Here is a 13,787-nt window from a genome sequence, read left to right as displayed (position 1 = left end):
TCGACGCCCTCGTCCGATCCGTCGCCGAACTCGGCCAGATCACAAACACACCAACCCCAACACTCAACACCGTCCTCGCACTCGTAACCCTCAGAGCCAAAACAAAAGGGCTTTATGTGTGAGAGCGACTAAAGCGTGACCAAGAGGTCCTTGCCATCCAGCCAGACAAAGCCATGCGCCGGAAGCTCCAGCCGGTCTTCTGTCAGAGTGCCGCATGAAGGACCGAGAGGCGTCGCGGCGCCGTCCACCTTGAGCGTCACAGGATTGCAGGACAGGTTGAAGACGCAAAGAACCTCGCCCTCGTCACAGCAGCGGCGCACGGCCAGAACCGGCTCGCCCGGCTCCAGGAACTCGGACGTGCCGATCCGAAGGGCCGGCATGTCGCGGTAAAAACCCAGCACCGTCCGGTAGTGTTCCAGCACCGAACCGGCCACCCCGTCCTGCGTATCGACGGCGCGGTGCGCCTGCTCGGGTTTGACCGGCAGCCACGGCTCACCTGTGGTGAAGCCCGCATTATCGGCGTTCTCTTCCCAGACCATGGGCGTCCGGCAGCCGTCGCGCCCCTTGTATTCGGGCCAGAATTTCAGGCCGGGCGGGTCCACGATCTCGTCATAGGACAGTTCGGTCTCGGTCTGGCCCAGCTCTTCGCCCTGATACAGGCACTTCGTCCCCTCGAGGCTTACCATCAGCGCGATCCCCTGCCGCGCCAGAGCGTCGGTGTCGCGGTGGTCCACCTCCCAGCGCGAGACATGGCGGATCACGTCATGGTTGGAAAACGCCCAGCAGGGCCAGCCATCCGGCGCTTCGCGGAAAAATCCGCCGATGGCGTCGCGAAAGAACTTGGCCGTGAACGCGCCGCCCAGCATCTCGAAGGAATAGGCCATGTGCAGGCGATCGTCGCCCTTGGTGTATTCGCCCATGATCGTGGCGGCGCCGCGCCCCTCGCCCACTTCGCCCACGCTCATCGTGCCCTCGTACTGATCGAGAAGCGTGCGGACGTTTTTCAGAAAACCCACCGTTTCCGGCCGGGTCTTGTCATAGACGTGGCGCTGCACGTTGTAGGGGTTGACCCATTCGTCATCGGTCGCGTCCTCGCGGGGCGGGTTGTCGCGAAGCTGCGGGTCGTGGAACGGGTAGTTGATGCTGTCCAGACGGAACCCGTCGATCCCGCGATCCAGCCAGAATTTCATCGTGTCCAGGATGGCAGCCTCGACATCTGGATTGTGGAAATTCATCTGCGGTTGCGACGAGAGGAACGAGTGCAGGAAATACTGCTTGCGCCGCGGCTCCCATGTCCATGCAGGGCCGCCGAACACCGACAGCCAGTTGTTGGGCGGGCTGCCGTCGGGCTTGGCCTCGGCCCAGACATACCAGTCGGCCTTGGGGTTATCGCGGCTCTGGCGGCTTTCCTCGAACCAGCGGTGCTTGTCCGACGTGTGGCTCGGCACCTGATCCACGATCACCTTGAGACCCAGCTCGTGCGCGCGGCTGAGAAGCGCATCGAAATCATCGAGCGTACCGAACAGCGGATCGACATCGCAATGATCCGAGATGTCATAGCCCATATCGGCCTGAGGCGAGGTGAAGATGGGTGACAGCCAGACGACATCCACGCCGAGAGACGCGATGTGATCGAGGCGCTTCGTGATCCCCTGCAAATCGCCGACGCCGTTGCCCGTCGTGTCCTGAAAGGACCGGGGGTAGACCTGATAGATAACAGCGCTTTTCCACCAGTCGCTCATGGGGGACTCCTCTTTCACGGGCCTCTGTTTGCGCTATCACAAACGTGGCCATCCGCAAGCCCGGAGCTAGCGGTCAGAAGTCACTTGTCTATGAGAATGCGACAATGCGCGCCGCGCGGTCAGCCGTTGGAGGCAAGCCCCGCATCGTCCGCGCCAAGACTGGTCTCGCTATCGCGATCACCGAAAAAGTACTCGGCCAGAAGGATCGAAAGAAGCACGGACATGCCGGCGCCCACATAGGTCAGAAAGGCGAAGAGAAACGAGCCCGTCAGCACCACGGTGGCCACGCCCGTGCCCATCGCCGTCAGAACGGCCAATCCCAGAATTCCCTGAAGCATGTCCCGGCTCCCCTGTCTTTCAAGGAGAACCTGCGCCGACAAGTTGGCAGCAATTTGACCGATTCCGAGGGAAATAAGGCCGTTTTGCGACCTTATTTCCGTTTTGATGACAATGCGTTACCGAAACGCGGTCAGTTGTGCCATTCCCATGGGTTCGTGAAGTTGCCCAGAACCTCGCCGACCTTCGCCTCGTCAACCTCGCCCGAGCGGGCGATACGGGCAACGAGGCCGCGTTTCTTGTCTTCGACCACCTCGGCCACATGGGCGGGCTGTCCCGCCTCGGCCAAAGCTGCGTCGAAGATGCGGCGCATTGCCATCCGGCGCAGGTCAGGCTTGAACACCTTGCCCACGGCGGTCTTGGGCAATTCGTCCATGATTTCCACATGCTTCGGCAGCGCCGCGCGTTCGTGGATCCGCTCTCTGGCAAAGTCCGACAGCTCCTCCGGCGTGACCGACGCGCCCGCGACCAGTTCCACGTAGACCGCCGGGATTTCACCCGAATGGGCGTCGGGCTGACCGATAGCACCGGCCATGGCGACGGCTTCGTGCCCCGCCAGCGCCTCTTCGATGATGGCGGGATCGATATTGTGACCGCCCCGGATGATCAGATCCTTCGCGCGACCGGTGATCCAGAGATAACCCTCGTCGTCCAGCCGGCCGAGGTCGCCCGTCCGCAGGTAGGTCTGGTTGCCGACCTCGTGGTAGAGGTCCTTGTTCTTGTCCGCCTCGGTATAGGTCGCGTGATTGTAGACGCCGGGGTTCGCAACGCAGATCTCGCCCACCTCGTCGACGCCGCATTCCTTGCAGCCCTCGGGCGTGCCCGCCAGAATCTTGACGTCGGTGTACGGGAACGGAATGCCGACCGAGCCGATCTTCTTCTTGCCGCCGATGGGATTGCACGAGACGAGACAGGTCGCCTCGGTCAGACCGTAACCTTCGATGATCTCGACACCCGACGCCTTCTCGAACCGCTTGTACAGCTCGACCGGAAGCGGTGACGACCCCGAGAATGCCGTTTTCACCGACGAGATGTCGGCATCCACCGGGCGCTGCATCAGCGCCGAAAGCGCGGTCGGCACGGTGATGATGAAGGTGACCTGCCAGCGCTCGATCAGCTTCCAGAAATTGTCGAAGACTCCTTCGCCCCGATAGCCCTGCGGCGTCGGGAAGATCACATGCGCGCCGGACTTGATCATCGCCATCAGGATGACGTGGCAGGCGAAGACATGGAACAGCGGCAGCGGGCAGATCACGTTCGAGGTCTCGTCGAACAGAAGCTCATGCCCGATCCAGCCGTTATAGACGATGCCCGAATAGCGGTGCTGCGCGACCTTCGGCATGCCCGTGGTGCCGCCGGTGTGGAAATAGGCGGCGACCCGGTCCTCGGTCGCATCGGCGAACTGCAGCGTGGTGGGCTGCTTGGCACACTCGGCGTTGAAATCCAGAACGCGCGCCTTGTGCTCGGCCTTCACCTTGGGCCGGATCAGCGGGACGATCCAGCTTTTCGGCGGCGTCAGGTAGCGGTTCAGGTCGACTTCCAGAACGGTCGTCACGTTTGGCGCCAGCTTGACCGCCTCGGCCGCCTTCTGCGGCACATCCGTCTTGGGGAAGCCCTTGAGCGTCACCAGAACCTTGGCGTTGGTCTCGCGCAGGATCGCGCCGATCTGCTCGGCCTCCAAGAGCGGGTTGATCGGATTGGCGATCCCCGCAACCGTCGCGCCCAGAAGCGCGACGACAGTCTCGTTCGCATTGGGCAGAAGATAGGCCACCACGTCGTTCTCGCCCACACCGAGGCTGCGGAACAGGTTAGCCGCCTGCGTCGTCTTGGCGTGGAGCTCGTTCCAGGTCAGCGTCTCGGCCTTGTCCTTGGGCCCCGACAGAATCTGGAACGACACGGCGTTCCGGCTGCCGAACTTGTCCCGCGTCTCGGACAGCATCTGGTAAACGGTCTTCGGTAGCCCGCGTTCGGCCCAAGGCCCCGTGGCCTCGACCGCATTACGGTCGGCCAGCGACGTGAAGCTGCTGCTCATGGATTTCCTCCCTCTAGGTCCCCTGGGCGCAAAATTTCACAGCTTTTGACCTGAAAATCACCCTCTGCCAAGCGTTCCCCACGCTTACTACGCAACGTCAGATCTATTCTGCCGCAACGCCATCGGTGAATTGCAGCCGCGCCAGCCGAGCATATAGCCCGCCATCCGCCACAAGCGAGGCATGGGTTCCCGCGGCGACGATGCGCCCCTGATCGAAGACGAGGATGCGGTCGGCCTTCTTCACGGTGGCCAGCCGGTGCGCCACAACGATGGTGGTTCGCCCCTCGGCCAGATGTTCCACCGCGTCCTGCACGGCACGTTCGCTTTCGGCGTCAAGCGCGCTCGTCGCCTCGTCCAGCAGAAGGACCGGCGCGTCCCGCAGTATGGCGCGCGCGATGGCGATCCGCTGCTTCTGGCCGCCCGACAGCATCACGCCCCGCTCGCCCACATAGGTGTCATAGCCCTGAGGAAGTGCCATGAGAAAGTCATGCGCCGCCGCCGCCCGCGCCGCCGCCTCGACCTCGGCATTGCTGGCCTCGGGTCGGCCGAAACGGATGTTCTCACGCGCCGTAGCGGCGAAGATCACAGGGTCCTGCGGGACCAGCGCCAGATGGCGTCGGAAATCGCTGCGCGCCACATCGGTCAGGTCGGTACCGTCCAGCGTGACCCGACCCGCGTCGGGGTCGTAGAAGCGCAGGAGCAACTGGAAGACGGTGGACTTCCCCGCACCCGAAGGCCCCACAAGCGCGACGGTCTCGCCCGGCTGGATCGTGAAACTGACCCCGTCGAGCGCCGCGATCTCAGGCCGCGCAGGATAGTGGAACGTGACATCCTCGAAATCCACGCGCCCCGCGATCCTCTGGGCCATGGGTGCGGGTGCATCCGCATCCTCGACCGTATCCTCGGCCTCCAGAAGCTCGACCAGACGCTCGGTCGCGCCGGCCGCGCGCTGCAACTCGCCCCAGATCTCGGACAAGGCGCCCACCGCGCCCGCCACCATGACCGCGTAGATCACGAACTGCACCAGCTCGCCCACGCTCATCTCGCCCGCGCGCACATCCCGCGCTCCGCTCCAGAGAACGGCGACGACACCGGCGAAGGCCAGGCTGATGACGACCACGGTCAGCACCGCCCGCGTGCGTATGCGCCGCCGTGCCGCGACAAAGGAGCGTTCGGTCACATCGTCGAATGTCGCGCGGCTTTCACCCTCGTGGGTAAAGGCCTGAATGGCCTGAACGGACAACAGAGCCTCGGACGCGTTACCGGAGGAATCCGCGATCAGATCCTGGTTCTGCCGCGACAGAGACCGGACCTTGCGGCCCATCAGCACGATGGGAATGACGATGGCCGGCACCGACAGCAGCACCATCCCCGCCAGCTTGGGCGCGGTCAGCACCAGCATGACCATGCCACCCACGAGGATAAGAAGGTTCCGAAGCGCGATGGATATCGAAGACCCGATGACGCTCAGGATCAGAGTCGTGTCGGTGGTGATGCGGCTGATCACCTCCCCCGTCATGATCCGCTCGTAAAAGGCCGGGCTCATACCGATCATGCGCCCGAAGAGCGCTTTTCGGATATCGGCCACAACCCGTTCGCCCAGGCGCGTGACAAGGTAGTAGCGAAGCCCCGTCCCCACCGCGAGCAACAGCGCAATGACCATCGCCGCCACGAAGTAGCTGTCCAGAAGCTCGACCGCCGAGGTCTCGAACCCGTCCACGACACGGCGCACCGCCAGGGGAAGAACAAGCGAGATGACCGCCGTTGAGATCAGCGCCAGAAGCGCGGCGAACAGCATACCCCGATAGGGCAGCAGGAATGGCCAGAGCGCGCCAAGCGCCCTGACATTCCTCGATTTCGCGCGTTCCTCGCTGGCGGCCTGACCCGCTTTCGCCATCTGGGTTCCCCGGTTTTGATCCGAGATAACCGCGCCGGGCGCTGCCCACAAGGCACGGGTTGCCACAGCCCACGACACGCTGGCATTTGCGATGCGCACGGCAGACCTAGGCGCGCGCGCCGCGCGCCCAAAAGTCTCAGGCTGAAAGGAATGGAGCGGGCGACGGGAATCGAACCCGTATCTCTTGCTTGGAAGGCAAGGGTCTTACCATTACACAACGCCCGCTCGGTGTTGCACGAGGTATGGCATGCCGCGTTAGAGGTCAAGTTGAGTATATCGGCGGCGTGCATCAGACGACTGCTTCACCTGCCCGGAGTGAATCCCAAGGCCAGACGCAAAAGCATGGCAACGGGAACGCCCGAAACCGGCATGAGCAACCAATGGCCGCCCCCCGCACCGTCAGACCAGACCGCCATTGATTGCGACCTTTCCCGTCAGCCGTTAGGTTGCGCGCAAATTCGGATATTTGCGAGGAAAGCCATGACCGACATGCCCAGGCTCCAGTTTCACGATGGCCACTCGATCCCCCAACTCGGCTTCGGGATCTGGCAGATTCCGTCCGACATTGCCGCCGACGCCGTGGAAAGCGCGCTGAGAACGGGCTACCGGATGATCGACGGCGCCTATCTCTACATGAACGAAGCCGGTCTGGGAGAGGGCCTCAGGCGGTCGGGTGTTCCACGGGACGAGGTCTTTATCACGACCAAGGTCTGGAACAATGAACAGGGCCGCGACAAGGCACGCCACTCGGTCGAGCGAAGCCTAAAGGCGATCGGCGTCGACTGTCTGGACCTTGTGCTCATCCATTGGCCGGTGCCCAGCCAGGACCTCTATGTCGAAACATGGAAAGCCTTCATCGAGATGCGTGACGAGGGCCTGATGCGGTCAATCGGGGTGTCGAACTTCAACGCCAACCACATCGAACGTATCGTGGCCGAGACAGGCGAGGCGCCGGTCCTGAACCAGATCGAACTGAACCCCGAACTACAGCAGCCCGAGATGCGCGCGTTCAACCAGAAGCACGGAATTGTCACGCAGGCCTGGACGCCGCTCGGCAATGGCCGCTCTTTCGAGGCCGACGCCCTCACCGCGCCAGCGAAGCGCACCGGGAAAAGCCCGGCTCAGGTGATCCTGCGCTGGCACATTCAGCTCGGCAACGCAGTGATCCCACGCTCGACCAATGCCGGACGTCAGGCCGAGAACCTCGATGTCTTCGACTTCACGCTGACCGACGATGAGATGGCGGCAATCTCGGGGCTTGATGTGGGCCTCCGGACCGGCCCCGATCCGTCGGTCTTCAAGATGATGTAGTCGCCTTCCACCGGGCAGCACTCGCCATGGCGCCGCGCCGCAAAGCCGCCGAGTCGACCTCAACCGCGGTGAAGCAGCTTCCGGCCTCCATCGCCTCGCTCAGAAACTCGTAGTCGAGCGTCAGGAACCCCGCCGGCTTTCCCGCGGCACGAATGCGCCGCAGCGCATCGAGACAGGCTGCCTTGACCTCGGGATGGCTCGGCTGGCCCGGAAACCCAAGGCTTGCCGCCAGATCGGCGGGCCCGATGAAGGCTGCATCAACACCGGGCGTCGCGCAGATCTCTTCCAGTTCGTCCAGTGCCGACTTGGTCTCGATCTGCACGACAAGGCAGATCTCCTCCCGCGCGCGGCGGGTATAGTTGTCGACCGCGCCATAGCGCGTCGCACGGGTGATCCCCGCCACCCCCCTGATACCGCCGGGCGCATAGTCGACGGCCTCGGCCGCCATCGCCGCCTCCTTCGCGTTCCGGACATAGGGGACAAGGATTGACTGCGCGCCGAAATCGAGCAGCTTCTTGATCTCCGCCGCATCGAGCGAGCTCGGCCGCACCATCGTCTGCACCGGATAAGCCGAGGCGGCATGAAGATGGGCCAGCACCGCTTTCGGGTCCATGCCCGTATGCTCGGCATCGATCAGAAGCCAGTCGAACCCGCAGCCGGCGGCCATTTCGGTCATGGTGGGGTCGTCGATGGTGCACCAGTAGCCGATCTGCTGCGCACCGCTCAGCAACGTGGATTTGAACGTGTTTTTCGGAAGGTCCATGGAATCCTCAATAGACGAGTTCGGCGATGGCCCGCAGCCGGTCGGGGGTGGTGGACGGCAGACCGAAGAAATCCAGATAGGCCGGGATCTGCTCGAAAAGCATGTCCGTCCCGACCTGTGTGGCGCAACCCCGTTCTTTGGCGGCGGCGAGAAAAGGCGTGGTCTCGGCGGACATCACGACCTCGCCCACGAAGGCGGACGGGGCGATCCTGCCCGGTTCGACCGGCAGGGGGTCGCCGGGCTTCATGCCGAGAGGCGTCGCGTTCACCACGATGTCATGCCCGGCGGGATCGTTCGACCCGGTCGCCACCGTCAGCGCCGGATAATGCTCGCGCAGCCGCTGTGCGAGACCTTCGGCAGAGGCCTCGGTCGTATCGAAGAGGGACAGGCGCGACAGGCCCCGGCCCGCCAGCGATGCGGCGATGGCAGACCCGACGCCGCCCGTCCCCACGACGAGCGCGGACGCCCCCTCGATAGCCCTTCCCCGCCGCAGAACCCCACGCACGAAACCTTCGCCGTCGAACATGTCACCGACGAGACGACCATCCGGCTCGCGCCGGACGGCGTTGCAGGCCCCCGAGACGCGGACGGCGGTGGACATCTCGTCCAGAAGCGCGACCGTGCTGACCTTGTGCGGCATCGTGACAAGCGCACCCATCACGTTCCTCAGCCGGAAGACCAGCGGAAGAAAGGCCGGATAATCCGCCGCCTCGCAGCCCATGGGCACGACGACCACATCGGCTCCGGCCTCGCGAAACCAAGGGTTGTAGATCATCGGCGCCTTGAAGCTATCGGTCGGCACGCCGAGATGCGCGATCAGTCGGGTACGGCCGGTGATATCGGGGGGTGGCATGTGCGCTCCTCAGCAGATGTCGGCAATACGGACGGTCTGGCCCGTATCCCCAGACCGCTTGACCGCCTCCACCGCGGCGACCGCAACCAGCCCGTCCCGCGCCGAGACGAGGGGCGCCGCATCGCCCCGAATGATGTCGGCGAAATGCTCGATCTGCCGAACCAGCGGCTCGTCGGTGTCGATGGGCACGCGCGTGGCGGAAATCGGCGCCCACCACGAGTTCTCGTCCGCATGACGCCAGATGCTGAGATTGGGCAGCGCCAGCGACGCCTCGGTCCCTCCGATCAGATAGGCAGACTCATTCGTCGCCGGATAGGCCGAGTTTTCTCCGGCGGTCAGCTCCCAGCTCCACGGCGCGGCAGTCGCGTCCGAGACGTTGATCGTGCCAAGCGCGCCGGAGGCGAAGCGCAGCGTGACAACTGCGGCGTCCTCCACGTCGAACCCTCTGACCGCGCTGGACTGAAAGGTGTGCACTTCTTCGATCGTCCCCGCAAAGTGCTGAAGAAGGTCGATATCGTGGATCAGATTGATCTGGATCGGCCCGCCGCCTGCCTCCCGCCGCCATGCCACATCAAAGTAATAGTCCGGCTTCCGGAACCACGTCGTCGCCTGAACCGTAGTCAGACGCCCGAGCGCGCCCTCGTCCACCAGCCACCGCGCGGACTGGATGATCGGGTTATGCCGCCTGTGATGGCCGACAAGGACCGGCACGCCCGCCGCCTCCGACGCATTGACGATCTCCAATGCCCCCGCCGCATCGGATGCGAGCGGCTTTTCCACCAGCACCGGCAGTCCCGCCCGGATCGCTTCCAGCGCCCCGTCGACATGCAGCGTATTCGGTGTAGCCAGAAGCACTCCGTCAAAGCCACCCGCCGCAATGGCCTCTGTCAGCGACGGGTGATGGGGCACCGCCTCTGCCTCGGCGAGCACCGCTGCAGCGTCAGAAGGATCGACAATTGAGGCGAGTGAGACGGCCCGCGTCCGGCCGATCATCTCGACGTGACGCGCCCCGATCAGCCCCGCGCCAACAACGGCGATGCGCACCGGCTCCTTCACCGTTCCTGTCCCGGCAACGCCGCCTCCAGCCGCGCCTTCAGCGCCGCGCCCGTCTTCTCGATATGCGCGCGCAGCAGGGCCGCGGCACGATCCGCATCCCGCGCCACGGCGCTCTCTGCGATCTCCGTATGCTCGGCAGCGAGGTCGCGCTGCTCGCCCTTTATGCTCAGGAACAGGTGGCGGTAGCGGTTATACATTTCGGAAAGCTGGCCGCACATGCGCAGAAGAAGCGGCATGTCGCAGCGGTCGATCAGCGTCAGGTGAAAGGCGTTGTGCGCCGCTTCCCAGACCTCCAGGCTCTCTTGGTCCTTCGGATCGCGCCCGGTCCGGTTCAACCGGTATAGGGCGGCCATCACATCGGTTTCCCAGTCGATTCCGCCATTCGCGATGGCCTGCCGCAGCGCCAGCGGCTCAAGCTCCATCCTGAGACGCGTGACCTCCGCCAGATTGTCGAGCGAAATCGGCGCGACGCGATAGCCACGCTGCTCTTCCACCTCCAGCAGCCCGTCCGATGCCAGCCGCGTGACCGCCTCGCGCAGCGCCGAGAGGCTGACGGAATACTCGTTCTTCAGACGGTCGAGGCTCAGCTTCGCGCCGGGCGGCAGGTCGCCGCTCAGTATCCGCAGCCTGAGCGCAGTCTCGATCTTTCCCGTCAGCGTCTGCCCGCGTGCACGGGCCAGTACCGGCTCTTTGGTGGTCATCTCAATCCTCCGCAAGGCAACTGTAATCTGCAAAAACCGGAAGTGGAAGAAAAATCGATTTGTTTTTATGAAATCGTTTTTTGTTGATTTAGTCGATATTTGATGGCATGAACGATTTCGTTTCCGGTTATGGCGGTGCTACCGCTTGGAAAAACCGATAAAAAGTCGTGCCAAGGGAGGACAATATGACTTTTTCGATGACCCGCCGGGCCGCAATGGCCACGGCAACTGCGCTTGCGCTCACCGTTTCGGCTGGCGCCGCAACAGCTCAGGACAAGGTGACACTTCGGATGTCGACCCCGGCGACCGAGACCGACCAGCGCTCCGTCGCTCTGGCCGAGGTCTTCGCCCCCGCCGTCGCCGATTTCGCCGACTACCAGCCGCACTACAATGCGTCGCTCGTCGCTCAGGGCTCGGAACTTGAATCCATCGCCACCGGCGACCTTGAGATGTCGATCACCTCGGCGCAGGAACTGGCGACCTTCTTCCCCGAGTTCTCGATCTTCGCGACCGGATATGTCCATCAGGACGCCGAGCATCAGGTTCGCGTCTTCAACGACCCGCTCATGGACCCCTTCAAGCAGAAGGTCGAGGATGAGCTGGGCGTCAAACTGCTGGCCGTCATGTATCTCGGCCGCCGTCACGTGAACCTGCGCCAGTGCCGCGACGAGGTCGACGTACAGACGCCCGACGACCTTGCCGGTATCAACCTCAGGATGCCGGGCACCGACGCATGGCAATTCCTCGGCAAGGCGCTCGGCGCCAACCCGACGCCGATGGCCTTCACCGAGGTCTATACCGGCCTCGCCACCGGCTCGGTCGACGGTCAGGACAACCCGCTTCCGACAGTTGTGGACTCGAAGTTCTACGAGGTGACCTGCCAGATCGCCCTCACCTCGCATCTGGTCGACCTGAACTACGTGGCCTTCTCGAAAGAGGTCTTCGACAGCCTGACGCCCGAACAGCAGCAGGCCGTGACCGACGCCGCCGTCGCCGCCGCCGAAAGCGGCCGTCAGGCGCAGCTTCAGAAGGAAGCCGACCTTGTTTCCTTCCTCGAAGGGGAAGGCCTCTCGGTCTACGAGCCCGATGTGGCCGCGTTCCGCAACCACGTTCAGGCCCAGTACCTGAACACGGATGCCTCGGCCGACTGGCCCGAAGGCGTGCTCGACAAGATCAACGCGCTCGGCAACTGAGCCGGTCGCGCGCGGGAGAAGGGGAATGACCTACGTCTTCAGGGCCTTCTCCCGCACGGCGGAATTCATCGCGGCCATGATGATGGCCGCGATGTTCGCCACCTTCATCATACAGATCACCATCCGCTACACGGCACGGCTCGACTGGCTGGCCGAGCGGTTTCCGTTTCTCGACCCGTCGCTCTACGGCTGGACGCTCGAATTCTGCCTGCTGATGTGGGTCTGGATCGTATTCTGGGGCAACGCCTTCGTCGTCCGCGAGCGCGATCACGTCACCTTCGACATCATATATCACGCCGCATCGCCCAAGGTGCGCAAATGGTTCGCCATCATCGGCGGCATCGCGGTCACCATCGCCCTCGCCGCATCGATCCCCGAAACATGGGACCGTTTCGCCATTCTGAGGCTGAAGCGCACGGCCACGCTCGACTCGCTGTTCGGTGACTGGATACGGATGCGCCACATCTATGCGATCTACATTCTCTTCATGGTCGCCGTCGCGCTTCGCTATGCCTGGCGTGCCGTCCACGCCTGGCGCCACGGCGCCGAGGACGATCTCTACCACTACGAGGACCTGGTCGAAGACGTGAAGGACGGACCCCGCCCATGAGCCTCGAATTCCTGCTCTGCGTCCTCTCGCTGTTCTTCTTCGCGGGGATCGGCGTTCCCGTCGCCTATGCCATCCTGATCGCCTCCGCCGTCTACCTGTTCAGCGGCGGCCAAAGCGTCGGCGTCGCCGGCAAGACGCTGATGGACGGGCTTTACCAAAGCTTCATCCTGCTGGCCGTGCCACTCTTCATCGTGGCCGCCAACATCATGAACGCCGGCACGATCAGCGACCGGCTCCTGCGCTTCTGTATCGGCCTCGTCGGGCGCTTCAAGGGCGGCATGGGCCACGTCAACGTCGTGGCCTCGCTGATCTTTTCCGGCATGTCCGGCTCGGCCGTCGCTGACGCGGCGGGGATCGGCAAGATCATCATCGACATGATGACCAAGTCCGGCCACTACACCCGTGGCTATGCCGCCGCGATCACGGCGGCCTCGGCCACCATCGGGCCGATCATCCCGCCGTCGATCCCGATGGTCCTCTACGCCCTCGTCTCGAACACCTCCATCGGTGCGCTGTTCCTCGGCGGCATCCTGCCCGGCCTCTTCATGGGGGCCGTCCTTATGACCATGAACTGGATCATCGCCCATCGCCGGAACTTCGGCACGGAAGCACCCGTGCCGCTTTCGGAACTGCCGCGCCTGACGGGACAGGCCTTCCCGGCCCTCCTCATGCCCGCGATCCTGCTCTACGGCATCTACGGCGGCGTCACGACACCGACCGAGGCGGCAGCCGTCGCGGCATTCTACGCACTGATCCTTGCCGCCTTCTTCTACCGCGCGCTGTCGTTCCGGAACTTCTACAATATCCTCGTCGAAAGTGCCCGGTCCTCGGCGGCGGTGGGCCTCGTCATCGGCGGCGCGCTGATCCTCAACTTCATCGTCGCGTCCGAAAACATCCCCGGCATGATGGCCGACGCCATGGTCGACCTCGACGTGTCGCCCATCGTGTTCCTTCTCGGCGTCAACCTGCTGATCCTGCTTCTGGGCTGCGTGCTGGACGCGACGACGATCATCCTCGTCATCATCCCGCTCTTTCTTCCCACCTGCCGCGAACTGGGCATCGACCTTGTGCATTTCGGCGTCGTCGCGGTGGTGAACTGCATGATCGGCCTGATCACCCCGCCCTACGGCATCCTCCTCTTCGTCATCAACGCCGTGACCCGGATTCCGCTGGCCGAGATCATTCGCGAGGTCCTGCCCTTCCTCGCCGTGCTGATCCTGGCGCTTCTGGCACTGATCTTCTTCCCCGGCATCACGCTCTTCCTGCCGCGCCTCATGGGCTATCAGGGGTGAC

At 63.8% G+C, this 13,787-nt stretch carries 12 protein-coding genes and 1 tRNA gene; 4 read left to right on the top strand and 9 right to left on the bottom strand.

The window, feature by feature from the left end; translation table 11 throughout:
* Positions 1 to 128: 128 nt before the first annotated feature.
* The 5 genes from GQ651_RS15555 to GQ651_RS15535 form a co-directional block, all read right to left on the bottom strand.
* Positions 129 to 1,742 (bottom strand): alpha-glucosidase family protein, encoded by a 1,614-nt coding sequence (locus GQ651_RS15555; RefSeq protein ID WP_160765111.1) that lies wholly within the window; start codon positions 1,740 to 1,742, stop codon positions 129 to 131.
* Between the two features lie 119 nt (positions 1,743 to 1,861).
* The gene (locus GQ651_RS15550) at positions 1,862 to 2,080 is read right to left on the bottom strand and encodes a hypothetical protein (protein WP_160765110.1); all 219 of its coding nucleotides are present in this window, start codon (positions 2,078 to 2,080) and stop codon (positions 1,862 to 1,864) included.
* A gap of 131 nt (positions 2,081 to 2,211) precedes the next feature.
* Positions 2,212 to 4,110 carry an acyl-CoA synthetase gene (locus GQ651_RS15545; RefSeq protein WP_160765109.1) on the bottom strand — a complete coding sequence of 633 codons (1,899 nt, stop codon included), beginning with the start codon at positions 4,108 to 4,110 and terminating at the stop codon, positions 2,212 to 2,214.
* A 103-nt stretch (positions 4,111 to 4,213) separates the two neighbouring features.
* The gene (locus GQ651_RS15540) at positions 4,214 to 6,007 is read right to left on the bottom strand and encodes an ABC transporter transmembrane domain-containing protein (RefSeq protein WP_160765108.1); all 1,794 of its coding nucleotides are present in this window, start codon (positions 6,005 to 6,007) and stop codon (positions 4,214 to 4,216) included.
* Positions 6,008 to 6,158: 151 nt separating this feature from the next.
* A tRNA-Gly gene (locus GQ651_RS15535) sits at positions 6,159 to 6,232 on the bottom strand.
* A 255-nt stretch (positions 6,233 to 6,487) separates the two neighbouring features.
* Here GQ651_RS15535 and GQ651_RS15530 point away from each other — a divergent pair.
* Complete coding sequence (locus GQ651_RS15530; protein ID WP_160765107.1) at positions 6,488 to 7,318, top strand: aldo/keto reductase; 831 nt, start codon at positions 6,488 to 6,490, stop codon at positions 7,316 to 7,318.
* On the opposite strand, the gene GQ651_RS15525 is transcribed toward GQ651_RS15530, so the two are convergent.
* From GQ651_RS15525 to GQ651_RS15510, 4 genes are read right to left on the bottom strand one after another with little or no spacing between them, the layout of a single operon-like run.
* Complete coding sequence (locus tag GQ651_RS15525; RefSeq protein WP_160765106.1) at positions 7,305 to 8,081, bottom strand: HpcH/HpaI aldolase family protein; 777 nt, start codon at positions 8,079 to 8,081, stop codon at positions 7,305 to 7,307. The two genes, GQ651_RS15530 and GQ651_RS15525, sit on opposite strands and share 14 nt — an antisense overlap.
* A gap of 7 nt (positions 8,082 to 8,088) precedes the next feature.
* Positions 8,089 to 8,934 (bottom strand): shikimate dehydrogenase family protein, encoded by an 846-nt coding sequence (locus GQ651_RS15520; protein WP_160765105.1) that lies wholly within the window; start codon positions 8,932 to 8,934, stop codon positions 8,089 to 8,091.
* A 9-nt stretch (positions 8,935 to 8,943) separates the two neighbouring features.
* A complete protein-coding gene (locus tag GQ651_RS19065) occupies positions 8,944 to 9,990 on the bottom strand; it encodes a Gfo/Idh/MocA family protein (RefSeq protein WP_160765104.1) in 1,047 nt (348 codons plus the stop codon).
* A complete protein-coding gene (locus tag GQ651_RS15510) occupies positions 9,987 to 10,691 on the bottom strand; it encodes a GntR family transcriptional regulator (protein ID WP_160765103.1) in 705 nt (234 codons plus the stop codon). The genes GQ651_RS19065 and GQ651_RS15510 overlap by 4 nt, the downstream gene beginning before the upstream one ends.
* 185 nt (positions 10,692 to 10,876) lie before the next feature.
* Here GQ651_RS15510 and dctP point away from each other — a divergent pair, with 185 nt between their 5' ends.
* Genes dctP through GQ651_RS15495 form a run of 3 tightly spaced genes read left to right on the top strand, consistent with a single transcriptional unit; the run spans position 10,877 to position 13,786 of the window.
* Positions 10,877 to 11,884, top strand: coding sequence for a TRAP transporter substrate-binding protein DctP (gene dctP / locus GQ651_RS15505; protein WP_160765102.1), 1,008 nt, complete (start codon positions 10,877 to 10,879; stop codon positions 11,882 to 11,884).
* A gap of 25 nt (positions 11,885 to 11,909) precedes the next feature.
* Positions 11,910 to 12,494, top strand: coding sequence for a TRAP transporter small permease (locus tag GQ651_RS15500; protein ID WP_160765101.1), 585 nt, complete (start codon positions 11,910 to 11,912; stop codon positions 12,492 to 12,494).
* A complete protein-coding gene (locus GQ651_RS15495) occupies positions 12,491 to 13,786 on the top strand; it encodes a TRAP transporter large permease (RefSeq protein WP_160765100.1) in 1,296 nt (431 codons plus the stop codon). Before GQ651_RS15500 ends, GQ651_RS15495 begins: the two co-directional genes overlap by 4 nt.
* Position 13,787 lies beyond the last annotated feature (1 nt).

The sequence above is a fragment of the Kangsaoukella pontilimi genome (assembly GCF_009830125.1).
Lineage (GTDB): Bacteria > Pseudomonadota > Alphaproteobacteria > Rhodobacterales > Rhodobacteraceae > Kangsaoukella > Kangsaoukella pontilimi.
Note: the sequence above shows the minus strand (reverse complement) of the source record. Positions and strands in the feature narration are given on the sequence as shown.